Here is a 23,888-nt window from a genome sequence, read left to right on the forward strand (position 1 = left end):
TGATGCTGAATTCCTATCTTTTTTTAGTGCGCCTATGATATGAAATTTTGAACGATTATGCTTGTAGAGTTTTTAGGATCTTAAATAAATCCCTACGAAGTGACTTTTTCATTGCATAGAATATGAACTTTTCTTTTCAATAGTCACAAAAGTGTCATAATTAGATTTAATAATAGCTTCACAATTTTTGTTGGTTAACTTAGGTAAAAGAGAATGGCTAGAAGGATCCTTGTTGTAGAAGATGAAGCACCAATTCGCGAAATGTTGTGTTTTGTACTAGAGCAAAAAGGTTATGAACCTATCGAAGCAGAAGATTATGACTCTGCGCTATCCCTACTTTGTGAACCTTATCCTGATCTGATCTTGCTAGATTGGATGCTACCTGGTGGTTCAGGCATTAATTTAATAAAACACCTTAAGCGTGATGAGTTTACAAAAAAGATCCCAGTGGTCATGTTAACAGCACGTGGTGAAGAAGAAGACAAAGTTCGTGGCTTAGAAGTGGGCGCGGATGATTACATTACAAAACCATTTTCACCAAAAGAGTTGATGGCACGCTTAAAAGCGGTGATCCGCCGTGTTTCTCCAACTTCAATTGAAGAACTCATTGATGTGCAAGGTCTTAAACTTGATCCTGTATCTCATCGAGTGACGGCAAATGATAAGCCGTTAGATATGGGGCCTACTGAGTTTAAAATGCTGCATTTCTTCATGACTCACCAAGAGCGTGTGTACAGTCGTGAGCAGTTATTGAATAACGTGTGGGGCACCAATGTATATGTAGAAGATAGAACGGTAGATGTTCATATTCGTCGTTTACGTAAAGCGTTGGAAGCAGAAGGTCATGACCGTTTAGTTCAAACGGTTCGTGGTGCGGGCTATCGCTTCTCTGTACAAGCATCATAATTTAATTTTTGTAAGGTAAAAGGTAATGGTTGAGCGTCTTTCATGGAAAAAATTGATTGGAGAATTGGTTTTTTTCTATGTTCCTTGGGTTATCGTAGGGTATCTGTTTGATGCACTATGGCCATTGCTGTTCCTTGCCTCTTTTATTTTATTAATTTGGCATCTTCATAACCAAATTAAGATGTCACGTTGGTTACATGAAGGCCGAAAAGCGACGCCTCCATCTGCATCTGGTAGCTGGGAACCTATTTTTGATGAGACGTACCGTCTGCAAAAAAGACATAAGAAGCGTCGCAAAGAGTTATCAGGTTTGATCCGTCGATTTCGTCAAGGTGCAGAAGCCTTACCCGATGCGGTAGTGGTTTTTCGCCACGAAGGAAATATCGTTTGGTGTAACACATTAGCACAATCGTTATTAGGTTTTCGTTGGCCTGATGATTCTGGTCAACCGATCACTAACTTAATTAGAACGCCTGATTTTGTGCAGTATTTGATGGATCAACATTTTGATTTTCCATTGGATATGAAATCACCAATCAATAGTGATAAAACGCTAGAAATCCGTATTGCACCATACAGCGATGGTGAATATCTAATGGTGGTACGTGATGTCTCTCAAATTAAGCAGCTTGAGGGGATGCGTCGTAACTTCTTTGCTAACGTATCTCATGAATTACGTACACCAATGACGGTTCTTCGTGGTTATTTGGAAATGTCGGAAGACCCTGACATGTTAGTTGGACCGATGTGGAATCGTGCCCATGGCGTAATGACTGAGCAATTGTCTCGTATGGAAGGCTTAGTCGAACAATTATTAACCTTATCTAAAATAGAAGCTGCAGCAACATCAATGCTAGAAGATCGTGTCGATGTTCCTTCTATGTTGGATATTTTAGAGAAAGAAGCCGTAGCGCTAAGCGGCGAAAGAAATCATAAAATTACCTTTAATGTTGATCATAATCTCAAAGTTAAAGGCGATGAAGATCAATTACGTAGTGCTATTTCAAATTTAGTGTATAACGCCGTGAAGCATACAACGGATGGAGCTGAAATTATTGTTGATTGGCAATCAACATTCAGTGGTGCTGAGTTAAGAGTTACCGATAGTGGACAAGGGATTGAGCCTCAACATATTCCTCGTTTGACGGAACGTTTCTATCGTGTCGATAAGGCGCGTTCTAGAGAAACGGGTGGCAGTGGGTTAGGGCTAGCAATTGTCAAGCATGCGCTTAGTCATCATGATTCTCAGCTTGAAATAAAAAGTAAGTTAGGAAAAGGCAGTACTTTCTCATTTACATTGCCTAAAAAACTCATTCTTTAAGTAAGTACAACATCATGATTAATATGCAAAGTAGAACAGAAAAGTGGTTTAGGGTATTTATTCCCGTGGGATTACTTTGGTTGTGCTTTGTTAAAAGTGGACTCGCTTATGATGGGAAACTTGCACCTTATCAACGGGTCTCTGGTATTTCTGGCAATCTATCTTCAATTGGATCTGATACCTTAGCGAATATGATGACGCTATGGGCTGAGGACTTTCAACGAATTTACCCCAGAGTTCATATACAAATTCAAGCATCAGGTTCTTCGACCGCAGCACCAGCGCTTATTGAAAGTACTGCGCAATTTGGACCCATGAGCCGGAAAATGCGGCAAAGTGAAAAAGCCGCATTTGAAAGACAATTTGGTTACCCTCCAACTGAAATCCGAGTCGCAATTGATGCTCTCGGAATTTTTGTTCATCAGGATAACCCAGTTAAAGGGCTAAATTTTACCCAGCTTGATGCTATTTTTTCTGCTACTTTGCGTTGTGGGGCGTTAAAGTCGATTAATCGTTGGCAAGATCTTGGCGTGCACACCAGTTGGGCAAAGCATCGAATTCAATTGTTTGGCCGAAATTCTGTCTCTGGTACCTACGGATACTTTAAAAATAATGCGTTATGTAATGGAGATTTTAAGGTTAATGTTAATGAGCAACCGGGATCGGCATCTGTTGTTCAAGGGATCTCTGCATCTTTAAATGGTATTGGTTATTCTGGTGTTGGTTATCAAATGTCGGGAGTGAAACTCTTACCTATCAGTAAAACTGGAACCGATTATATTGAACCAACCACAGACAATATTATTAATGGACAATACCCATTAGCGCGTTTCTTATATATTTATATAAATAAGCCACCAACAGCGAAGTTGCCTCCTCTTGATGCTGAATTTATTCGTTATATGTTATCTAGAGAAGGACAAGATAGAGTTGAACAGGATGGTTATATTGCGCTTCCTGAGCGATTTGTTTTACAAGAATTATCAAAATTGAATTTACACTAACACGAAAATTAATCTACTTAGTTAGATTGGTTTTGTTTGTCATTATAGTGTCACCCCTGTAATGAAAAATACCATTTATCCATATTATAAAAATTGAGGTTAACCCATCATGGCATACGCCAAACCTAATCAGAGAACTCGAGATAAACAGCGTCGTGTTGTTGATCTGATTATGCGTGTCTGGGTTAAATCGAGTGGCGTTGGGATCATTGCAGCTCTTCTACTTATTTGTTTTTATTTATTGGCGGTGATTTCTCCTATTTTCACTTCTGTAAATGTCGAACCTATAAATCAATACGCAGTGAATTACACTCATTCGACTCTCGCCATTGGCTCTGATGAACAAGGCAAAATGGTTTATCGTATTGATGAATCAGGAAAAGTTCAATTTATTGATTTAATTAATAAAAACCAGGTTAGCGAGCAACAAATAATAAGTAACCCAACGGCATTTACAACTACAATTGAGAGCCAAGATTGGTTTGCTTTTGGAGATAAAAAAGGTCGAGTTCAATTTGCTCAAATAGGCTTTCAAACAAATTATGCTAAAGGAGAGCGTCAGCTTATTCCTTATGTTGAATCATTCCTTCCTTTTCCTACGCTTCAAATGGATGATAAACAAAAAGCATTAACCCAACTGGCTTTAAGTTTGACTCCAAATGAAGGCATTGTATTAGCTAAAACGGAAGATAATCGTCTTCTTGGTTTTGAGTTAGATGCTAGCGTTAATCAAATGACGGGTGAAACGCTTTGGGAGGCCATTCCCATTCACTTTAATGGCGTAAATGAAGTGAAAGATCTGCTTTCAATGGTGATCACGCCTAATAATGATTTTCTTTATTTACTGTATCAACATGAATTACAAGTATGGAGCTTAAGTGAGCATCAGGCTTCACTACGTGAAAGCATCCCCTTAAAAGAGGCAGCACAAAAACTCACTTTATTAGCTGGAGCCCATTCGGTACTTGTTCAGTTTGATAATGGTAGCTTTTCTCAGTGGTTCGATACTATTAATAATGAAAAACGCTCACTTACTTTAATTAGAACCTTTAATTTTGATGCGCCTATCGAGCAACTTTCTCCTGAGGTATACCGAAAAGGGGTAAGTGTGATTGATGAAAAAGGAAATTTAACCTTAATTCATACCACAACAGAAAAAGCATTATTTAAACAACATTTATTTAATGATGTTGTTTTGGCTGCTACTCAACCACCAAATGGTGAAAAACTAATAACACTGACAAAATCTGGATGGAAATGTTTTGATATTACGAATCCTCATCCAGAAGTGAGCATTCAGTCTGTGTTTGGGAAAGTATGGTATGAAGGCTATCCAGAGCCTGCTTATATTTGGCAATCAACAGCCGCCAACGATGATTTTGAATCAAAATTTAGTTTAATGCCGTTAGCGTTTGGTACATTAAAGGCGGCATTTTATGCGTTGATTTTTGCAGGACCTATTGCCATAGGTAGTGCAATTTATACCGCGTATTTTATGTCTGCAAATGTCCGTCGTTATGTAAAGCCGACCATTGAAATTATGGAGGCATTACCAACGGTTATTATTGGGTTATTAGCGGGAATTTGGTTGGCTCCAATTGTTGAAAATAACTTAATTGCCGTATTTAGCCTACTGATATTCTTCCCGTTAAGCATGATTATTATTGCGTTCGTATGGCATATTTTACCTGCTCATATTATGCGTAAGTTACCTCGTGGACAGCATGCAATTTTATTAATACCCGCTTTAGTTGTTATTGGTTACTTTACTTTTAAGTATGGGTATGTGATTGAAGATTGGTTGTTTGGTGGTGATTTACGAAATTATTTAGGTGACAACGGCGTTGGTTATGACCAGCGTAATGCGTTGGTTGTTGGTATTGCGATGGGAGCGGCGATCATTCCGACCATTTATACCATTGCGGAAGATGCTATTTTCTCTGTGCCAAAACATTTATCTGAAGGTTCACTAGCGTTGGGAGCAACACAGTGGCAAACGCTCACAAAGGTTGTGCTATTGACTGCCAGTCCAGGTATTTTCTCTGCTGTGATGATGGGACTAGGTCGTGCCGTTGGAGAGACGATGATCGTGTTAATGGCTACCGGGAATACGCCAATTATGGACGGTAATATTTTAGAGGGTATGAGGACTTTAGCTGCAAATATTGCTATTGAAATGCCAGAGTCGGAAATGGGTAGTACGCACTTTAGAATGTTGTTCTTAGCTGCATTTTTATTGTTTGTTTTCACTTTTTTTGTTAACTCATTGGCTGAATGGATCCGCCAAGGGTTACGTGAAAAATACCGCAGTTTGTAGGTGTATCTGAATGAAAATAAAAATGAAAACGTGGATAAAATCAGGATCACCATGGATATGGCTTACAGCCGGTTCTGTAAGTATCAGTATGATTTCGGTATTGGGTATTTTGCTGTTAATTGGTTGGAAAGGCCTCTCTTATTTTTGGCCGACGCCATTACAGCAATGGCAAACCGTTGATGGGAAGGTCATTGTTGGTCAGTTATACGATGTACAAAAAGTACATGATGCGAATGCGGATAAAAGAGATCGACTTGTTATCAAGGTTGGGAACCGAGATATTAATGGTTTTGACTTTATTAATATTGATAAAGATAAAATTAAAACGGTAAGTAAACCAGAAGAGCTCGTGGTGGTTGATCGTGTTCAGCATGGTAAATATTTTGGCAAGATTATAGAGACATCAAATGGCCTTGAGTTAAATCGACAGCAGGTCGAAGCTTGGGTTCGTAGTGAAAAAGCAAAGATCGATTTACTTGAGCAAGAGCGCTATAAACTTTATCGTTTGTTAGATGCTTTACCTAGTTTTGCTCTTTCTAAAAATGAAATTATAACGAAAGAAAAAACACTTAATAACGAGGTTGATGCAATATCTAAGCAGTTGAGCCACAGTTATTTGGTACTAGAAGATAGCCAAGGTTCACGCTATCAACTAAGCAGTGATAACGTGTTGGATATTTGGTTTCCAAATGCGATGACGATTAAAGAAAAAGTGTATCATTGGCTTGAGTCTGTTTATGAGTTTGTGTCAGAACCTCCGCGTGAAGCTAATTCTGAGGGGGGAGTGTTTCCTGCGATATTTGGTACTATTTTATTAGTGTTGTTAATGTCGGTTATCGTGATGCCTTTAGGAGTTATCGCAGCCATATATCTACATGAGTACGCAAAACCAAATGTGTTAACTCGATTGATCCGTATCGCCGTAATTAACTTAGCAGGTGTACCATCGATTGTTTATGGTGTATTTGGATTGGGATTTTTTGTTTATGTTGTAGGTGGAACACTTGATCAACTCTTTTACTCTAATGAGTTGCCAACCCCTACATTTGGGACGCCAGGTTTATTATGGTCAGCGTTAACATTGGCTATCTTAACTTTACCCGTTGTGATTGTTGCGACAGAAGAAGGCTTAAGTCGTATTCCTAATTCGGTTCGACATGGTTCATTAGCATTAGGTGCTACCCAGTTTGAAACTTTATGGAAGATCGTATTACCTATGGCAAGTCCTGCTATCATGACAGGGTTAATTTTAGCGGTTGCTCGTGCTGCAGGTGAGGTAGCCCCTTTAATGTTGGTTGGTGTTGTTAAATTAGCGCCATCGTTACCTGTTGATAGCGTTGCTCCTTACTTGCATTTAGACAGAAAATTCATGCACCTTGGTTATCATATTTATGATGTAGGTTTTCAAAGTCCTAACGTAGAAGCCGCTCGACCTATTGTATATGCAACGGCTTTTTTATTGGTCACGGTTATCATTGGATTAAACCTTGCCGCCATAGCTATTCGTAATAACTTACGAGAAAAATACCGAACTTTGGAGTTATAGTTATATGTATTCATTATCTCCTGATCTTTCTTTTTTATCGCCGATGGATGTTAATCATTTATCTGATGAAAATACCGCGATAGAAATTAATAATCTTTGTTTGAATTATGGCAAGACATCGGCGTTATCAAATATAGAAATGCGAATACCTAAAGGCCAAGTGACCGCTTTTATCGGTCCGTCTGGTTGTGGTAAATCAACGTTATTACGCTGTATTAATCGAATGAATGATTTAGTTGATAATTGCAAAATTAAAGGTTCAATTAAGTTATTTGGTGATGACATTTATCACCCCGATACGGATATTCCTTCATTGCGTCGTCGAGTTGGTATGGTGTTTCAACGCCCAAATCCGTTTCCTAAGTCAATTTATGAAAACGTAGTTTACGGTTTACGTTTACAAGGGATTAAAGAAGCGCGAGTATTAGATGAAGCGGTGGAAGAAGCTCTAAAAGCGGCAGCGTTATGGGATGAAGTTAAGCATCGTTTACATGAAAATGCATTCGGTCTTTCTGGAGGTCAGCAACAACGTTTGGTTATTGCTCGAGCGATAGCCATTGAACCAGAAGTGTTATTACTTGATGAGCCTACATCGGCGTTGGATCCAATATCAACACTAACCATAGAAGAGCTTATTTACGAATTAAAAAGTAAATATACCGTCGTTATTGTTACACATAATATGCAACAAGCTGCGAGGGTAAGTGATTACACTGCTTTTATTAACCAAGGAAAGTTAGTGGAGTATGGCAATGCAAATACCATTTTCACTTCCCCTATACATAAACAAACAGAAGACTATATTACAGGTCGTTATGGGTAATAATCCTATGATAGGCCGTTGATAAGATAAGGACATATCATGCATCTTGGTCGACATATTTCAGGCCAATTCAATTCAGAGCTCGAAGCGATTCGTACTCATGTTTTAACCATGGGTGGAATGGTGGAACAGCAGCTCACCTATGCATTAGAAGCTTTGCATAATCATGATGCAGAGCTAGCTAAACGCGTCATGCATGAAGACCATAAAGTCAATGCTATGGAAGTCGCTATTGATGAAGCGTGCACTCGTATCATTGCCAAACGTCAACCTACAGCAAGTGATTTACGCTTAGTTATGGCGATAATAAAAACCATTACTGATTTAGAGCGTATTGGTGACGTTGCTTCTCAAATAGCCAAAGTATCATTAGAAAATTTTACGAATAAACAGCATTCGTTATTGGTATCTTTAGAGTCATTAGGGCGTCAATCTGTAAAAATGATGCATTCAGTTTTAGATGCTTATGCGCGAATGGATGTAAAAGCAGCCACTGAAGCGTATAAATTTGATGATAAAATCGATGCAGAATATGAAGCGGTTGTACGTCAATTAATGACTTATATGATGGAAGACCCAAGCTCTATTCCTAGTGTTATGAAAGTGATGTGGGCCGCTCGCGCCATTGAACGTGTCGGAGACCGTTGCCAGAATATCTGTGAATACATTATTTATTTCGTAAAAGGAAAAGATGTACGCCATATTGGTGAACAAAATATAGATGATGTGATTAAGTGATGTGTGTTCTGTAAATTTATATTCGTAACCGTTTGACTTAAAAATAATAATCACATACTAACTTTTTGAACTATGCTTTATTTATCATTTAATACGAGTATATTAGGATTTGTTACATTTATGATGTAACTGATAATAAGCAAAATAATTGATTCAAAGAATCATAACTAAGTAATAAAGGAAATATTATGAAGAAGATTTTAGTTGGTACTTGCGCTGCTCTATCGATGGTTTCATCATTCGCGATGGCAGATAGCACGCCTGTGATGTTCTCATCTCTTAATGGCTTTAATGCTCCAGCAGCAAGTGAAGTTAAAGGTGTTCGTCTAGCGGCTCTTTACGGTAAAACTGGTGATGTTACTGGTGTCGATTTTGCAATCGGTATGTCTGAAAGTGATAACCTAACTGGTGTAAACTTCCCGCTATTTATCGGTGCTAACAAGGTTAACGGTAATATGACTGGTGCATCTTTTGGCTTGTTTAACTGGCACAAAGGTGATGACTTAGGTGCTAACCTAGGTTTTGTTAACCTTACAAATAATGTGAAAGGTGCAAACGTATCTGCTGTTAACTATTCAGAAGGCTACACAATGGTTGATGTAGGTGTTGCTAACCTTTCAAATGACTCTCATGTTCAAGTTGGTTTCTTTAATATGACGTCTGAAATCAAAGGTGTTCAAGTAGGCCTTATTAACTGTGCTGAAAATGGTTTCCTACCTTGTTTCCCAATCGTAAACTTTGCGATGTAATTTGATTCAATACTAAATAAAAATGGCGCTGTTTTTTAAACAGCGCCATTTTTTTATCTTATTCTAAAATCAAGAATTCTAACGTAGTTATCGAGCATGTTAACAAGCTAGGGCGATCAGTTATTTACTACGATTGGTATAATTAATCACAGTGGTATTCATTAAAAAGTGAATGTCATACCAAGATTGAAGTTAGTTGCTAAGTCATAAGGAATATACGTATCACTCATAGGGAAGTAGTTAAGATCTACTCCAGCTCTTAATCCTAACTGGTCAGTAGCTTGAAATACATAAGATGCCCCAATACTTGAGCCTAACGCTCTTTCTTTTGTTGTTTCGCCTTTACTTGTTTTTTTCCCATCATAATCTGCAAAGCCAACTTCAAGTTGTAATCCGTGAATTTGAGATGCTCCAAACATATGTTGAACACCAAAACGGTATGAATCGATTGTTTCATCATAAGTTGAATTGCTGTAAACCGTACGACCGTAACTAAGGTAAGCCGCATCAAAACCTAAAGCATCAGTAACACCTGCTTGAATACCAAAGCCGCCATAAGGGCCGATTTTAACTTCAGGAGATAAGTGAATATTATTAGCAAAAGTGTTTGCACTAAATAGGGTGGCGATAGCGAGAACTAGATGTGATTTTTTCATTTTGGATACTCTCATAATTGTTTTAAAAAAAGCATCCGTGCTTTGTTTATGTAATGTGTTTTGATAGGGGTATAGTAAGAAAATTGTTCATTTGGGACTAATTACATGTCGTTATTTCAATGATAATCACTAGTTATTAATAAATAATTAGTTCTATTCTTTATCGTTTATCATTGATTTGATGCTTAAAATTAGAAGGATAAAAGGGATAGATAAGATGAATAGTGTTTTCATAATAATTAAGTATTTCATTAACCGTTTGAGCGTCTTTGCTTATCTGTTGCGTTCCTAGCCGATGAGAGAAGTATATGAAATGTACAAAAAAGCCTCTAATCCCTTAAAAGAATAGAGGCTTTAACGTTGAGTTATTAATGAGTGAAGGGAATTTATCTAATAACTACTGGTTATCAATGAGTAATGATTGAAGAATGTTTTTTAACCATAGCATGGTTGGGTTATTGCGATTTTTATGGTGGTAATAAGCGCAAACTTTCGGATTAATATCTTTATTATCAAAGAGTATTTGAATGCTTCGTAGCTGTTTATTATGCTCAATATCTAAGAATTTAGAGGCTGGGAACATCATGTCTGAGTTATTAACCACATCGATTACGGCTGAAGGTAATTCTGAACGAAAACCGACATTGGCTTCTAAGCCTTTAATTTTTAGGATTTTCTCCGCTAGAGACTGGTGAGAGTTCCAATCTATTGCTATTACTGTTGCTAGTTCAAAGTTAACCCCATCTTTAACTTCTATTTCTGTTTCTTTGTATGGATGATTTTGTCTTACGTACGCTTTAAAGCTGTCTTGTGCGATAGGCTTTTGGATGAGTTCTTTTGGGGCATGACTAATTTCGTAATTAAGACCGAGTTGAACTTCGTCATTAATGATGTCGGTCATAGTAGATTTTGACCAGTTTAATAACTGTACCTGCACATTGGGTGCTTCAGCTCTGATTGCTTGAAATAATTTATTGGCAATAGCGCTTAAAAGAAAAGGAGATAGTGCTAGTTTTATCACACCTTCAAGTTCTTGAGGGTTAAACTCATTACTTTCATTTAATGTAGAAGAAAGATCATCAAGTATTGGGGAGATGCTTTCTGCTAGCTGGTTTGCGTATTCAGTTGCACGCAGCCCGTGATGGGTTTTGACAAACAATTCATCATTAAAATGGTCACGTAAGCGTTGTAGAGCCTTACTTATTGCAGGCTGAGAAACAAATAAACGCTCAGAGGCTTTACGCATATTTCGTTCTTGGTGAAGAACGATAAATGTTCGTAATAAGTTTAAATCTAAAGTAGAGAATAAATCTTTAGCCATAATATCAATCCGTTGATGTTTTCTTTATTTGAGCAAAGAAAGTGATAAGGGTAAAGAAAAAAAGCCTCTGGATGAGAGAACAGAGGCGAAGTTACCTAATGGTAAAGTGTCAAAGACGGAAAGTAGAGTTGCAATAAATCTATTTTAAAAACTTCATCATTCCCTGATAAAGAAAATGTCGCAGTTACAGTAGTAATACGCCTGAGTATCACTCCTGTTGACTGGTCTAGATAATATAAATATTAATGAAAGGAAACTAATCACCTGTGGTTATATAAGTTATAAGGAGTACTTATTTTTTAGTGTGTTTTTGGTTTTATTTATAATGATTATTTGATATTTGCTTCTGATAATAAATCGGTAATAAGTTGATTTATCCAAGCGTGCAGTGCATTTTTTTTATGTCTTTGGTGATAATAGGTATAAATAGGGTAATTTAATGGCACATCATCAAGAGATAAATCGATTCGTCTTAAACTTGAATATTGGTGAATAGGGAAAAGCGAAGTGGAAGGGAAGTACATATCTGTATGTTGAACCACATCGATCAATGCCATCGGAAGCTCTGAGCGAAATCCTATTTTATGCTCGATATCCATATTCGTTAATACTTCACTGGCTAAACTTTTATTATCATTCCAACCTGGGATAATTAATGAAGCAAGTTCATACCCTTCAAAATCATAAGGTGTAGCGACTGTTTTTTCAATTGGGTGGTTTATTCTAACGATTACACAACCTTTTATTGTGATTAGATTTTTTGAAAGTAACTCTTTAGGAACTTTGTCATATTCGTAATTGATCGCCAGATCTAACTTACCTTTAGCAAGATCATCAAAGGTTGATTCTGACCAGTTTACAAGTTGTAGATCGACATTAGGTGCTTTTTCTTTTATGTCATGAAATAACGCACCAGACAAGCAGGTTAGCACTTGAGGGGCTAAGGCTATCTTAATTGTTTTATTTAAATTTTCAGGTTTGAATTCTTGAGATGCATTTAATACTGATGATAGGCCATCTAAATAAGGTTGGATATTTTCAGCTAACTCTTCAGCAAAAGGGGTCGGTTTTAACCCATGACGAACTTTTATGAATAGTTCATCATTAAAATGGTTTCGTAATTTTTGTAGTGCTTGGCTGATTGCTGGTTGAGAAACAAATAAGCGTTCAGAGGCTTTTCGCATATTTAACTCTTGGGAGAGAATTAAAAATGTTCTCAGCAAATTCAAATCCAATGTTGCGAATAGATCTTTTGCCATATTTACTTATTTCCTTATAAATAATTTGGTGTGCTTCCTTTAGGCTTTTTTCTATAGTACTTATATTATTACTTAAGACCAAGATTAAATTTATTACTATCGCATTGAATTAGTAAAGAAAATAAATTTCATTTCATCACATCCTGTAAATTATTACAGCTGTAAAAGTATTCAGAATGGATGTAATTATGAATTGTAAATCTATATGAAAGTGTTCTTCACGCTTTCTTCACGATCTCTTCTTTATAGTAGCGACATTAACGAATTAACACCAAGCTCAACATCATAACTATAGGATTGAATTACAATGAAAAAGTATTTATTTTTGCTAATGGCTGCCACTTCAACAGCAACAATTGCTGCTCCATACGTAGGTTTAGAATACGGTCTAACAAACATGAGCCACGATTACTCAACAACTTTTTCAAATGATAATGTGTCATTAACTCCTGATGACTCTAGTTCTGCTTTTGGTGGTTTTGTTGGCTATCGTTTTAATGAATTTGGTCTTGAGCTTGGCTACAAAAAATTTGAAAGTGATGATTCTCGTAGTCAAATGTTGAAATCAGATAAAGTTGGTTATACAAAAGAACGTGAGTGGGATGCTGATTTAGATGCAACTCAATTTACCTTTAAGCCAGTGTATTTTTATAATATCAATGACAAAGTACAATTAAAAACAGGTTTAGGTTTAACTTATACTCAATATAAATTTGATTCATCTGCGAATACTGAATATGAAAATGATTTAACTGATCATGAGTATACAACGGATTATGTTGCTGGTGATTCAAAATCAGAAAGTGTCTTCGGTGGTATCGCAAGCGTTGGCATTGAATACATGGTAATTCCTAACCTTGCTTTAGGTGCTTCAGCAAGTTACCAAGTAGATAGTATTGCTAATTCTACATCGTTCATGTTGAGTTCAGCTTACTACTTTTAATATAGCGTCATCGAATAGTTAAAGATTACAAATCTAAGTTAATTGGACATAATAAAATGAAAAAAATCGTATTAGTTAGTGCATTAGTTTTCGCTTCTTCAAGTGTTTTTGCTGCTCAGAATGCACCAGTTAAAGGTGGTTTTACTGGCCCTAGTTCAGTTTCTGTTAGTACGGTTAGAGCTGCACTTGATTCTGATGATGATGCGGCGGTTGTATTAACTGGCTACATCACGTCTTCTTTAGGTAATGAAGAATATCAATTTAAAGATGCGACGGGTGAAGTTAGAATCGAAATTGATAATAAAGATTGGAATGGTATTGAAGCTACACCAGAAACAAAATTGGTAATTCATGGTGAAGTGGATAAAGAGTGGACTGAGACAACAATTGACGTGAATACGGTTCAATTAGCTAAATAATTACTCGTCATTTTAGTTATAAAAGCCAGAGTTTTGATGCTCTGGCTTTTTTGTTTTTATTTTATGCGTTGCTTAACGGCATCAATTTTTTTAGCGTCTGTCACTGGGACAATGAAATCATCCAAATCACCGGCACCCATTTTTACGCCATCTAAAACCAATTTCATTTTACTTGGTCGTGTGGATTTACCTGATAAGTGAACCTCTTTCACACCTGTTTTTTCTATAATGTCTTTTGCATTTTCTGCAGTGACACCTGCACCAGCTAATATATCAAAACGGCCATTGGCGAGTTTAACCATATCTGCTAGTACATTTATCCCATCATAGGCATTTGCTGCTAACCCTGAGGTTAGAATGCGTTCACAGCCAAGTTCTGCAATATTCTCAATCGCTTTTTTATAGTTAGAACATTGGTCTATAGCACGATGAAAAGTCACGCCCAAATCATTATCGTTGGCTATTTTCATTAAACGAGCTGAAAGTGGCATGTCAATGTCGCCATTGGCTTTTAATACGCCAAATACAACGCCCTGTAAGCCTGCTAATTTAGCCGCTTGGATATCAGAAATCATGGCTGATATATCATCGTTATCATATAAGAAATCACCTTGGCGAGGTCTTATCATTGCATAGACAGGAATAGGTGAGATCTCAGCGGCTTTTTTCATAAAGCCAAAGCTTGGAGTTAAACCACCAAGAGCTAAAGAAGAGCAAAGTTCAATGCGGTCAGCGCCACCAGTTATTGCGTTATGTAGAGATTCTAGATTGTCGATACAGACTTCAATTTGGATAGACATGATATAAAAAGATAAAGAAAGATACCCGTAGTGTAAGGGATAAACAAAGAAAGTAGTGTGAAGAGGGCGTCAGAATTGAATCTATATTAGAGTTAATAAGGCAGAAATGTGTAATTTTGCTGAAAACAAAGAAAAAACCCTAAAGATAACTTTAGGGCTTTTCGTATTAGGCAAACTTTCTGATTTTTGGCTGTCGCATTTATATGCTTTTAATATTCTAGCCACATGCACCGTTGAGCATTAGGTGCATCGAGCTCTTTGTGGTAAGAGCTCTAATAGAATTACTTGCTTAGGTCGTCAGCGTGTTCAGATAGGAACGATGCAACACCTTTTGGCGATGCGTCCATACCTGCTTTGCCTTCTTCCCATTGTGCTGGACAAACTTCACCGTTCTTCTCGTGGAAGTTTAGTGCGTCTACCATGCGTAGCATTTCGTCAATGTTACGGCCTAGTGGAAGGTCGTTAACTACTTGGTGACGAACAAGACCGTCTGCATCGATTAGGAAAGAACCACGGAAAGCAACACCAGCTTCTGGGTGCTCAACGTCGTATGCTTTACAGATTTCGTGCTTAACGTCAGCAACTAGAGGGTACTTAACTTGACCGATACCGCCATCTTCGATAGCAGTGTTACGCCATGCGTTGTGAGAGAATTGAGAATCGATAGAAACACCGATTACTTCAACGCCTTTCGCTTGGAAATCTTCTAGACGGTTGTCAAAAGCGATTAGCTCTGATGGACAAACGAAAGTGAAGTCTAGTGGGTAGAAAAATACTACCGCTTTCTTACCTTTAGTGAATTCTGCGAAGTTGAAGTTATCAACGATTTCACCGTTACCTAGAACAGCTGCAGCAGTAAAGTCTGGTGCTTGACGACCTACTAGTACCATTTTTGAATCTCCTAAAAAGTTAGATATCCAAACTTCTTGTTTGGCTTTGTTTTTTCATAACAAATGTTTCGACGGGACAAACTATAGTACAAAAGGTATGATTGAAAAAAGCGAATTAAATAGATTGATGTAATCGAGAAAAGCGATGAATAAATGGCCCTCATTAAAACAGCTACACTACTTCATTACTCTGCACGAAACGCGTCATTTTGGTGAAGCTGCAGAAAAATGTTTTGTTAGCCAGTCAACCCTAAGTAAAGGGATACAAAACCTTGAAGAGTTGATCGGTTGTACATTATATGAAAGAGATAAAAAAACACTTGTTTTTACCCCTGTAGGTGAAAGAGTCGTAGAGCAAGGACGAGAATTGTTGGCAAAAGGCCAAGACCTGATTGAGTTAGGGTCTTTATGTCAAGGTGATTCAATGCAAGGTCAATTGCGTGTTGGTTGCATACCGACTATTGCGCCTTTTTTATTATGTGATTTAGTGCAAGAGGTGAATGAAAAATATCCTCAACTTACTCTCTTACTAAGAGAAGATACGACGACGAATCTATTAGCGGCATTAAGACAAGGGCAATTAGATGTATTGATTCTTGCTCTTCCTGTTGATATTGCAGGAATGGAAAGTCTGGTTGTTGGTCAAGACCCATTTAAAATGGTAATTAGTAAAGACCAAGCGAGTTCTATTTCTACGCCTATCCGCTATGATGATTTGCCTGATGAGTTTGTGTTCTTACTAGAGAAAGAGCATTGTTTAACAGAACATGCTGTTTCAGCGTGTAAGTTAACGAAGCGAGAAAAAATTAATCCATTCACCGCGACAAGCTTGCATACATTAGTACAGATGGTTGCCAATGGGTTGGGTACTACTTTTATTCCTCAAATGGCGATTAAGCATGGATTACTCGATAATCAAAATTTAGTTGTCGTTGAGCCGCCAGGCCAAGAAGCATCACGTGATATTGGTTTAGTATGGCGCCCAAGCTCTTCTCGTTTGCAGGCGTTTCATCAGTTAGCTGATATTGTCGAAGATATTTTATAGTGAATTTCTTGATACAAGGCGATTATTTATTTTTATAAATAGTCGCCTTTCTACTTTTGAATAATGAAAGAAAATCGTGATCGCATTCTCACTTCTTTATATTTAAATAATATTACTTCAAACCAGTTTGTTTTATCTCTTCTTGTTGTCAGTCATCACTTCTGACTTGTGCGCTTAGGTTGTGACACCTCCTTTTATAATATTCACTTCTATCCTGCTGTTTTACTTGTGAAATTAAAACTGTGAATTTTACATGTTAAATTTTACAACTTTATTTTTTGTAATTTAATTACGTAATATTTAGATCTTGTGAGCGTTTTAATGTTGCTTGATTGTAAAAATTAAATTTTGACAATTATATCTATAGAGCATTTACTCATAATTCAATTTACGGATTTTTACTGATGTTTTATCGGATTTTCGAGTCTTTATTAGCCTTTAGTCGGGGTTGTAATTGATTTCGACTTTCGAGAATGTAATAAGCGTAAGCAAGAAAGTAACCCACAGGATGATACATGAATACTAAATCGTAGTGTTTTAGTTACAAATGTAATTTTGCCGGAGGCGCAAACTATGACAGATACCATGACAATTAAAGAACAACAAATAACCATTACTAAGCCGCATTTGCCTCAAGTTGAAGAGGTGTTAACTGCAGGTGCTGTTCGATTTCTTACTCATGTTGTCGAAAAATTTGCACACCGGGTCCCTGAACTTTTAGAAACTCGCCAGCTGCGTCAGAAAAAAATAGACGCAGGGAAATTGCCTAATTTCTTAAGTGAAACGTGTTCTATTCGAGAATCAGAGTGGAGTATTCAAGGCATTCCTGCAGATTTACAAGATCGCCGAGTAGAAATTACTGGCCCAACAGATAGAAAAATGGTGATTAACGCACTTAATGCCAATGTAAAAGTGTTTATGGCAGATTTTGAAGATTCATTAGCACCATCATGGGAGGCAGTACTTAATGGTCAGATTAATCTAAGAGATGCGATGAATGGCACGATTCAATATACCAATCCCAAAACTCAAAAAGTGTATCAACTAAAGCAAGATCCTGCGGTATTGATTTGTCGAGTTCGCGGTTTGCACCTTCCTGAAAAGCACGTGCTATTTAATGGTGTTGCAATACCTGGAGCTTTGTTTGATTTTGCTCTTTATTTTTATCACAACTATCAAACGTCTTTAAAAAAAGGTAGCGGTCCATATTTTTATTTACCTAAGTTGCAGGCGTATCAAGAAGCGGCGTGGTGGAGTGATGTATTCAGTTTTGCTGAACGTGAATTCGGATTAAAGCAGGGAACAATTAAAGCCACTGTTCTTATTGAAACACTGCCTGCTGTATTCGAGATGGATGAAATTCTATATAGCTTAAAAGAGCATATTGTGGGCTTAAATTGTGGACGTTGGGATTATATTTTCAGTTACATCAAAACATTAAAAAATCACCCAGACCGTGTATTACCGGATCGCCAAGTGGTGACCATGGAAAAACCGTTTCTCAATGCGTATTCACGATTACTCATTCGAACATGCCACAGAAGAGGCGCATTTGCGATGGGGGGAATGGCCGCCTTTATCCCATCAAAAGATCCAGTAAAAAATGACTGGGTACTAAATAAAATTCAAACTGATAAATCCTTAGAAGCCAATAATGGACACGATGGTACTTGGGTCGCTCACCCCGGCTTAGCTGATACGGCAAGAGCAGAGTTTGATTCAGTACTAGGTGAACGAATGAATCAACTGGATATTACACGAGATACTGATGCCCCAATTACTGCAGAGGAATTACTGGCACCATGTGAAGGAGAAAGAACAGAAGAAGGAATGCGTCATAACATTCGAGTTGCAGTGCAATACATTGAAGCTTGGATATCAGGAAATGGCTGTGTGCCTATTTACGGATTAATGGAAGATGCGGCTACCGCAGAAATATCACGAACGTCTATTTGGCAATGGATACAACATGGAAAAACACTAGATAGTGGTGCAGTTGTTACTGCTGAACTATTTAGAACCATGTTACTGGAAGAGATGAAAGTAATAGAGAAAGAATTGGGAACAGAGCGTTTTGATTCTGGCCAATTTACTCAAGCTGCAAAGCTGATGGAGCAACTAACCACCAGTGATCAACTTACGGACTTTTTAACACTACCTGGCTACCAATACCTATAAGAGAGGGAACGATTATGACGACATTTAAACCACAAACTCGCCAACAGCAAATTGATGCACTGGAAAAAGATTGGGCTGAAAATCCGCGTTGGGATGGGGTAACTCGTCCTTATACGGCTGAAGAAGTGATTAATCTTCGTGGATCTTTTGCTCCAGAAAATACCATCGCACAAAAGGGTGCAGACAGATTGTGGGACCTAGTCAATGGTTTTTCTAAAAAAGGATATGTGAATTGTCTTGGTGCGCTGACTGGTGGACAAGCAGTCCAGCAAGCAAAAGCAGGAATTGAGGCTATTTACCTGTCAGGTTGGCAAGTAGCTGCGGATAATAATACCGCATCAACCATGTACCCAGACCAATCTTTGTATCCGGTAGATTCAGTACCATCGGTAGTGAAACGAATTAATAATGCATTTCGTCGAGCAGACCAAATTCAATGGTCTACAGGTGGAACTCCTGAAGAGGGAATTGATTACTTTTTGCCTATTGTAGCGGATGCAGAAGCAGGATTTGGTGGCGTGCTTAATGGTTACGAATTGATGCGTAATATGATTGAAGCCGGCGCTGCAGGTGTTCACTTTGAAGATCAGTTAGCATCAGTGAAAAAATGCGGTCATATGGGAGGAAAGGTGTTAGTACCAACCCAAGAAGCGGTGCAAAAACTGGTAGCAGCTCGTCTTGCTGCTGATGTGGCTGGAACTCGAACTCTGGTAATTGCTCGAACCGATGCTAATGCGGCTGATTTGCTGACATCAGATTGTGATCCATACGATCAAGAGTTCATTGAAGGAGAGCGAACACCTGAAGGTTTTTATAAGGTAACGGCGGGGATTGATCAGGCAATATCGAGAGGATTAGCTTATTCTCCTTATGCAGATCTCGTGTGGTGTGAAACGGCGACACCTTGTTTAGAAGAAGCACGTAAATTTGCAGAAGCAATTCATGCAAAATACCCAAATCAGCTATTAGCTTATAACTGTTCTCCGTCATTTAACTGGGAGAAAAATCTGGATTCAGAAACGATTGCGAAATTCCAACAAGAGTTGGCGGATATGGGATATAAGTACCAATTCATTACGCTCGCTGGTATTCATAATATGTGGTTTAACATGTTTGAATTGGCTCACTCTTATGCTCAAGGTGAAGGCATGCGTCACTATGTTGAAATGGTTCAACGTAAAGAATTTGAAGCAGCAGAGAAGGGCTATACTTTTGTAGCGCACCAACAAGAAGTAGGTACCGGATATTTTGATAAAATGACAAATACCATTCAAGGTGGTCAATCATCAGTAACCGCACTCACGGGGTCGACAGAAGAAGAGCAATTTAAAACCAGTGCATAGGAATTAAGTAATCAATAATTAAAATAAATAGCACTAGCTGGATTTAAAGGGAGAATGGAGTCTCCCTTTCTTTTTGGCTGTTATTCGTCAAGCTCTAATGGATCAACCTCTTCTTGTAACTCTAATAAATTGATAGCGATAGAAACAAAATCAGAATCAGTAATAATTCCCACCAACTTGCCACGTTCCACAACGGGTAGGCAACCAACTTTATGTTTTTGCATAAACAGCGCCGCTTCTTTTAATCCGCCATATGGAGCAATGCTCATGACGTTTTCATGCATGATGCTGTTTAATGGGATATCGAGTGTAGATACTTCTTCAAAAGTGGGCTTTTCTAAGCATGACGATTGAGCTGAAAGTAAGTCTCGTTGAGTAACAAGCCCAATTAAAGCGCCGTTAGTATCGACGATAGGAATGTGTCTAATACAGTGCTCGTCCATTAACGCTTTGGCATCTTCTAAAGAGTGTGAACGAAGCAGGGTATGAGGATGTGTCGTCATCATGTCTTTTACGGTAAACATAGTATGCTCCTGCTATTTCTTTGTCCTTATCTAAATATAGAATGCTAAAGAATAAAAAAGTGCGAGCTAGCTAGATTTTTTACTACATAAAGAGACTGATGAAACTTTCTCTGTTTGAGGTCAATTTTGATATATTTTTTGAAAAAGTGAGAGGTATATAGCTTCATCCCTTGCTATTGCTCTGGGCGTGAATATACTACTCTGTCTGCCATTTTTGATGAAGAAGTAAACCATGCAAGTATCCGATTTCCATTTTGAATTACCTGATGAACTTATTGCGCGTTATCCTCAACCTGAGCGTACAGCAAGCCGACTATTACAATTGAATGGCAATAGTGGCGAACTTAATGATGGGCAGTTTACTGATATTCTTGATTTAGTTCAGGCTGGTGATTTATTGGTATTCAACAATACTCGAGTGATCCCTGCTCGTATGTTCGGTATGAAGGCTTCTGGTGGTAAATTAGAAGTGTTGGTTGAACGTGTATTGGATGAGCATTCAGTATTAGCTCATGTACGTTGTTCTAAATCACCAAAACCAGGCACTATGCTTTTATTGGGTGAAAACCAAGAGCATGAAGCTGAAATGGTTGCTCGTCATGATACTTTGTTTGAGATTCGTTTTACTTCAGATAAGAAAGTCTTAGATATTTTAGATGAAATTGGCCACATGCCACTTCCTCCTTATATTGATCGTCCTGATGAAGATGCGGATAAAGAGCGTTACCAGACGGTTTATAATAAAAAACCGGGTGCAGTTGCTGCTCCAACCGCAGGTTTACACTTTGATACAGAGATTTTAGAGAAAATGAAGGCAAAAGGGGTAGAATTCGCCTACGTTACCCTTCATGTTGGTGCTGGTACATTCCAACCTGTTCGTGTTGATAATATTTTAGAACATCACATGCACTCTGAATATGCAGAAGTTTCTCAGGAAGTAATTGATGCGATTAATGCAACAAAAGCACGTGGTGGCCGAGTAGTTTCTGTAGGTACTACGTCTGTGCGTTCTTTAGAAAGTGCAGCTCAGCATGCATTAAAACAAGGTACAGAGTTAGCGCCATTTTTTGATGATACTGAAATCTTCATCTACCCAGGTTACGAATTTCAAGTGGTTGACGCTTTGGTGACAAACTTCCACTTACCTGAGTCTACACTTATCATGCTAGTAAGTGCATTTGCAGGCTACGAGAATACAATGAAAGCATATGAGCAAGCGGTAAATAATAAATATCGTTTCTTTAGTTACGGTGATGCTATGTTCATCACGAAAAAAACAGCCTAGTTATTCTTGTTTCAGCCACAGCTAGTTTTTTATGGCTGGTAAATAATTTATTCATTTCACTCACGGAGCCAGTGAAATATTAAGGAAAACAGGACGTTTTCGACCATGTTAACTGCTTTATCAGTTTACATGGAGGTGCCGCATTAACTTGTTATTATTAATGTAGCAAATTAAACAAGTCGTCAGATTGTTTCTCTGGCTTATTGGAGGTTTCGTGAAATACGAACTGATCAAAAAACAAGGTCGCGCACGTCGTGGTCAACTTCAATTTGACCGTGGTACGGTTGAAACTCCTGCGTTCATGCCTGTCGGTACTTACGGTACAGTTAAGGGTATGACGCCTGAAGAAGTAAAAGGTACTGGTGCTGAAATCCTACTAGGTAACACATTCCATTTATGGTTACGTCCTGGTCAAGAAATCATGAAATTACACGGTGATTTACATGACTTCATGAATTGGAAAGGCCCAATCTTAACGGATTCAGGTGGTTTCCAAGTATTTAGCCTTGGTAAAACACGTAAGATCACTGAAGAGGGGGTTCATTTCCGTAGCCCTGTAAACGGTGACAAGATCTTTATGGATGCAGAAAAATCAATGCAAATCCAATACGATCTTGGTTCTGATGTGGTTATGATTTTTGATGAATGTACTCCATATCCAGCAACTCACGATGAAGCTCGTATTTCAATGGAGCGTTCAATTCGTTGGGCTGAGCGTAGCCGTAACGAGTTTGATCGCCAAGAAAACCCGAATGCATTGTTTGGTATTGTTCAAGGCGGCGTGTACGAAGATTTACGTGATGTTTCTGTTGAAGCATTAACTAAGATTGGTTTTGATGGTTACGCTGTTGGTGGTCTAGCTGTTGGTGAACCAAAAGAAGACATGCACCGCATTTTAGAGCATACATGTCCACAATTACCAGAAGATAAGCCACGATACCTAATGGGTGTTGGTAAACCAGAAGACTTGGTTGAAGGCGTTCGTCGCGGTATTGATATGTTTGACTGTGTAATGCCAACACGTAATGCACGTAATGGTCACTTATTTGTGACTGGTGGTGTGATCAAGATCCGTAATGCGAAACATAAAACAGATACAACACCACTGGATCCTGAGTGTGATTGTTATACTTGTCAAAACTACAGCAAGTCTTATCTACATCACTTAGACCGTTGTAATGAAATTTTAGGTGCTCGTTTAAATACGATTCATAACTTACGTTATTACCAACGTATTATGGCGAGCATTCGTAAGGCGTTGGAAGAAGATCGTTTTGAGCAGTTCGTAGAAGAATTCTACGCACGTCGTGATCGTGAAGTTCCACCATTAAAAGACCTTTAAAAACAGAGTAATCACCCATATATCTAATTAGATATGTGTATGGTCACATTTTAGAAACTGGAAATTAGAAACTTAGATACGAGGACGTTATTAAATGAGTTTTTTCATCTCTCAAGCTCACGCAGCTGGTGAAGCAGCGCCACAAGGCGGTGGTATGCAAATGTTTATCATGCTTGGTATGTTTGCTGTTATCTTCTACTTTATGATCTACCGCCCACAAGCGAAACGTCAAAAAGAACACAAAAACCTAATGGCTTCTATGGGCAAAGGTGATGAAGTTCTTACTGCAGGTGGCTTAGTAGGTAAAATCACTAAAGTATCTGAAGAAAATGATTACATCGTAATTGAGCTTAACGCAAACAACGAAGTAACAATTAAGAAAGATTTTGTTTCAGCTGTTCTGCCAAAGGGCACTCTGAAATCACTATAAAAACTGTACCCTCTAACTTCGGTTAGGGGGTATTTTTCGTTAAGGACAT

The 23,888-nt window shown here is 38.1% G+C and carries 22 protein-coding genes; 16 read left to right on the forward strand and 6 right to left on the reverse strand.

Going from position 1 to position 23,888, the window contains the following annotated elements:
- The first annotated feature begins 213 nt into the window (after positions 1-213).
- The 8 genes from phoB (at position 214) to HC728_RS06155 (ending at position 9,404) form a co-directional block, all read left to right on the forward strand.
- Positions 214-906, forward strand: coding sequence for a phosphate regulon transcriptional regulator PhoB (gene phoB / locus HC728_RS06120; RefSeq protein WP_012533425.1), 693 nt, complete (start codon positions 214-216; stop codon positions 904-906).
- A 25-nt stretch (positions 907-931) separates the two neighbouring features.
- Positions 932-2,227, forward strand: coding sequence for a phosphate regulon sensor histidine kinase PhoR (gene phoR / locus HC728_RS06125; protein WP_065604796.1), 1,296 nt, complete (start codon positions 932-934; stop codon positions 2,225-2,227).
- Positions 2,228-2,241: 14 nt separating this feature from the next.
- Complete coding sequence (locus HC728_RS06130) at positions 2,242-3,231, forward strand: PstS family phosphate ABC transporter substrate-binding protein (protein ID WP_065604797.1); 990 nt, start codon at positions 2,242-2,244, stop codon at positions 3,229-3,231.
- A 109-nt stretch (positions 3,232-3,340) separates the two neighbouring features.
- Complete coding sequence (locus HC728_RS06135) at positions 3,341-5,548, forward strand: ABC transporter permease subunit (RefSeq protein ID WP_190395215.1); 2,208 nt, start codon at positions 3,341-3,343, stop codon at positions 5,546-5,548.
- A gap of 10 nt (positions 5,549-5,558) precedes the next feature.
- On the forward strand, positions 5,559-7,094 hold the full coding sequence (pstA, locus tag HC728_RS06140; RefSeq protein WP_370539780.1) for a phosphate ABC transporter permease PstA: 1,536 nt from the start codon (positions 5,559-5,561) through the stop codon (positions 7,092-7,094).
- A 4-nt stretch (positions 7,095-7,098) separates the two neighbouring features.
- The gene (gene pstB, locus HC728_RS06145; RefSeq protein WP_005420610.1) at positions 7,099-7,917 is read left to right on the forward strand and encodes a phosphate ABC transporter ATP-binding protein PstB; all 819 of its coding nucleotides are present in this window, start codon (positions 7,099-7,101) and stop codon (positions 7,915-7,917) included.
- 39 nt (positions 7,918-7,956) lie between these two features.
- Complete coding sequence (phoU, locus tag HC728_RS06150; protein WP_011262448.1) at positions 7,957-8,655, forward strand: phosphate signaling complex protein PhoU; 699 nt, start codon at positions 7,957-7,959, stop codon at positions 8,653-8,655.
- 188 nt (positions 8,656-8,843) lie between these two features.
- The gene (locus HC728_RS06155) at positions 8,844-9,404 is read left to right on the forward strand and encodes a VC2662 family protein (protein ID WP_017019021.1); all 561 of its coding nucleotides are present in this window, start codon (positions 8,844-8,846) and stop codon (positions 9,402-9,404) included.
- 161 nt (positions 9,405-9,565) lie between these two features.
- On the opposite strand, the gene HC728_RS06160 is transcribed toward HC728_RS06155, so the two are convergent.
- From HC728_RS06160 to HC728_RS06170, 3 genes are all read right to left on the reverse strand, one after another.
- On the reverse strand, positions 9,566-10,060 hold the full coding sequence (locus HC728_RS06160) for a hypothetical protein (RefSeq protein WP_190395216.1): 495 nt from the start codon (positions 10,058-10,060) through the stop codon (positions 9,566-9,568).
- A gap of 397 nt (positions 10,061-10,457) precedes the next feature.
- On the reverse strand, positions 10,458-11,381 hold the full coding sequence (locus HC728_RS06165; RefSeq protein ID WP_065597972.1) for a LysR family transcriptional regulator: 924 nt from the start codon (positions 11,379-11,381) through the stop codon (positions 10,458-10,460).
- 329 nt (positions 11,382-11,710) lie between these two features.
- Positions 11,711-12,640 (reverse strand): LysR family transcriptional regulator, encoded by a 930-nt coding sequence (locus HC728_RS06170; protein ID WP_017019020.1) that lies wholly within the window; start codon positions 12,638-12,640, stop codon positions 11,711-11,713.
- 307 nt (positions 12,641-12,947) lie between these two features.
- Between HC728_RS06170 and HC728_RS06175 the strand changes: the two genes are divergently transcribed.
- Both HC728_RS06175 and HC728_RS06180 read left to right on the forward strand, forming a co-directional pair.
- The gene (locus tag HC728_RS06175) at positions 12,948-13,583 is read left to right on the forward strand and encodes an AcfA family outer membrane beta-barrel protein (protein ID WP_054775623.1); all 636 of its coding nucleotides are present in this window, start codon (positions 12,948-12,950) and stop codon (positions 13,581-13,583) included.
- A gap of 56 nt (positions 13,584-13,639) precedes the next feature.
- Complete coding sequence (locus HC728_RS06180) at positions 13,640-14,002, forward strand: YgiW/YdeI family stress tolerance OB fold protein (RefSeq protein WP_011262443.1); 363 nt, start codon at positions 13,640-13,642, stop codon at positions 14,000-14,002.
- Between the two features lie 56 nt (positions 14,003-14,058).
- On the opposite strand, the gene HC728_RS06185 is transcribed toward HC728_RS06180, so the two are convergent.
- Both HC728_RS06185 and HC728_RS06190 read right to left on the reverse strand, forming a co-directional pair.
- Complete coding sequence (locus HC728_RS06185; RefSeq protein ID WP_065597974.1) at positions 14,059-14,802, reverse strand: copper homeostasis protein CutC; 744 nt, start codon at positions 14,800-14,802, stop codon at positions 14,059-14,061.
- 281 nt (positions 14,803-15,083) lie between these two features.
- The gene (locus tag HC728_RS06190) at positions 15,084-15,692 is read right to left on the reverse strand and encodes a peroxiredoxin C (RefSeq protein ID WP_005420579.1); all 609 of its coding nucleotides are present in this window, start codon (positions 15,690-15,692) and stop codon (positions 15,084-15,086) included.
- A gap of 145 nt (positions 15,693-15,837) precedes the next feature.
- On the opposite strand from HC728_RS06190, the gene HC728_RS06195 reads away from it, so the two are divergent.
- The 3 genes from HC728_RS06195 to aceA all read left to right on the forward strand — a co-directional run bounded on the left by HC728_RS06195 (position 15,838) and on the right by aceA (position 20,258).
- Positions 15,838-16,737: a hydrogen peroxide-inducible genes activator gene (locus HC728_RS06195; RefSeq protein ID WP_011262441.1), complete on the forward strand. Its 900-nt coding sequence runs from the start codon at positions 15,838-15,840 to the stop codon at positions 16,735-16,737.
- A 573-nt stretch (positions 16,738-17,310) separates the two neighbouring features.
- Positions 17,311-18,915, forward strand: a complete 1,605-nt coding sequence (gene aceB / locus HC728_RS06200) for a malate synthase A (RefSeq protein ID WP_190395217.1) — start codon at positions 17,311-17,313, stop codon at positions 18,913-18,915.
- A gap of 14 nt (positions 18,916-18,929) precedes the next feature.
- The gene (gene aceA / locus HC728_RS06205; RefSeq protein ID WP_190395218.1) at positions 18,930-20,258 is read left to right on the forward strand and encodes an isocitrate lyase; all 1,329 of its coding nucleotides are present in this window, start codon (positions 18,930-18,932) and stop codon (positions 20,256-20,258) included.
- A gap of 80 nt (positions 20,259-20,338) precedes the next feature.
- Here aceA and HC728_RS06210 read toward each other — a convergent pair whose 3' ends face one another.
- The gene (locus HC728_RS06210) at positions 20,339-20,782 is read right to left on the reverse strand and encodes a CBS domain-containing protein (RefSeq protein ID WP_065622082.1); all 444 of its coding nucleotides are present in this window, start codon (positions 20,780-20,782) and stop codon (positions 20,339-20,341) included.
- 232 nt (positions 20,783-21,014) lie between these two features.
- Between HC728_RS06210 and queA the strand changes: the two genes are divergently transcribed.
- From queA to yajC, 3 genes are all read left to right on the forward strand, one after another.
- Positions 21,015-22,067, forward strand: a complete 1,053-nt coding sequence (gene queA / locus HC728_RS06215; RefSeq protein ID WP_011262439.1) for a tRNA preQ1(34) S-adenosylmethionine ribosyltransferase-isomerase QueA — start codon at positions 21,015-21,017, stop codon at positions 22,065-22,067.
- Positions 22,068-22,281: 214 nt separating this feature from the next.
- Positions 22,282-23,409 (forward strand): tRNA guanosine(34) transglycosylase Tgt, encoded by a 1,128-nt coding sequence (tgt, locus tag HC728_RS06220; RefSeq protein ID WP_005420569.1) that lies wholly within the window; start codon positions 22,282-22,284, stop codon positions 23,407-23,409.
- A 94-nt stretch (positions 23,410-23,503) separates the two neighbouring features.
- Positions 23,504-23,839, forward strand: a complete 336-nt coding sequence (yajC, locus tag HC728_RS06225; RefSeq protein WP_005420568.1) for a preprotein translocase subunit YajC — start codon at positions 23,504-23,506, stop codon at positions 23,837-23,839.
- The last annotated feature ends 49 nt before the right edge of the window (positions 23,840-23,888 follow it).

The sequence above is a fragment of the Aliivibrio sp. S10_S31 genome, from assembly GCF_014694495.1.
In the GTDB taxonomy this organism is placed as follows: domain Bacteria; phylum Pseudomonadota; class Gammaproteobacteria; order Enterobacterales; family Vibrionaceae; genus Aliivibrio; species Aliivibrio fischeri.

Coding starts and splice junctions, on each gene's coding strand:
- phoB (WP_012533425.1), top strand. CDS start 214: ATGGCTAGAAGGATCCTTGTTGTAGAAGATGAAGCACCAATTCGCGAA.
- phoR (WP_065604796.1), top strand. CDS start 932: ATGGTTGAGCGTCTTTCATGGAAAAAATTGATTGGAGAATTGGTTTTT.
- HC728_RS06130 (WP_065604797.1), top strand. CDS start 2,242: ATGATTAATATGCAAAGTAGAACAGAAAAGTGGTTTAGGGTATTTATT.
- HC728_RS06135 (WP_190395215.1), top strand. CDS start 3,341: ATGGCATACGCCAAACCTAATCAGAGAACTCGAGATAAACAGCGTCGT.
- pstA (WP_370539780.1), top strand. CDS start 5,559: ATGAAAATAAAAATGAAAACGTGGATAAAATCAGGATCACCATGGATA.
- pstB (WP_005420610.1), top strand. CDS start 7,099: ATGTATTCATTATCTCCTGATCTTTCTTTTTTATCGCCGATGGATGTT.
- phoU (WP_011262448.1), top strand. CDS start 7,957: ATGCATCTTGGTCGACATATTTCAGGCCAATTCAATTCAGAGCTCGAA.
- HC728_RS06155 (WP_017019021.1), top strand. CDS start 8,844: ATGAAGAAGATTTTAGTTGGTACTTGCGCTGCTCTATCGATGGTTTCA.
- HC728_RS06160 (WP_190395216.1), bottom strand. CDS start 10,060: ATGAAAAAATCACATCTAGTTCTCGCTATCGCCACCCTATTTAGTGCA.
- HC728_RS06165 (WP_065597972.1), bottom strand. CDS start 11,381: ATGGCTAAAGATTTATTCTCTACTTTAGATTTAAACTTATTACGAACA.
- HC728_RS06170 (WP_017019020.1), bottom strand. CDS start 12,640: ATGGCAAAAGATCTATTCGCAACATTGGATTTGAATTTGCTGAGAACA.
- HC728_RS06175 (WP_054775623.1), top strand. CDS start 12,948: ATGAAAAAGTATTTATTTTTGCTAATGGCTGCCACTTCAACAGCAACA.
- HC728_RS06180 (WP_011262443.1), top strand. CDS start 13,640: ATGAAAAAAATCGTATTAGTTAGTGCATTAGTTTTCGCTTCTTCAAGT.
- HC728_RS06185 (WP_065597974.1), bottom strand. CDS start 14,802: ATGTCTATCCAAATTGAAGTCTGTATCGACAATCTAGAATCTCTACAT.
- HC728_RS06190 (WP_005420579.1), bottom strand. CDS start 15,692: ATGGTACTAGTAGGTCGTCAAGCACCAGACTTTACTGCTGCAGCTGTT.
- HC728_RS06195 (WP_011262441.1), top strand. CDS start 15,838: ATGAATAAATGGCCCTCATTAAAACAGCTACACTACTTCATTACTCTG.
- aceB (WP_190395217.1), top strand. CDS start 17,311: ATGACAGATACCATGACAATTAAAGAACAACAAATAACCATTACTAAG.
- aceA (WP_190395218.1), top strand. CDS start 18,930: ATGACGACATTTAAACCACAAACTCGCCAACAGCAAATTGATGCACTG.
- HC728_RS06210 (WP_065622082.1), bottom strand. CDS start 20,782: ATGTTTACCGTAAAAGACATGATGACGACACATCCTCATACCCTGCTT.
- queA (WP_011262439.1), top strand. CDS start 21,015: ATGCAAGTATCCGATTTCCATTTTGAATTACCTGATGAACTTATTGCG.
- yajC (WP_005420568.1), top strand. CDS start 23,504: ATGAGTTTTTTCATCTCTCAAGCTCACGCAGCTGGTGAAGCAGCGCCA.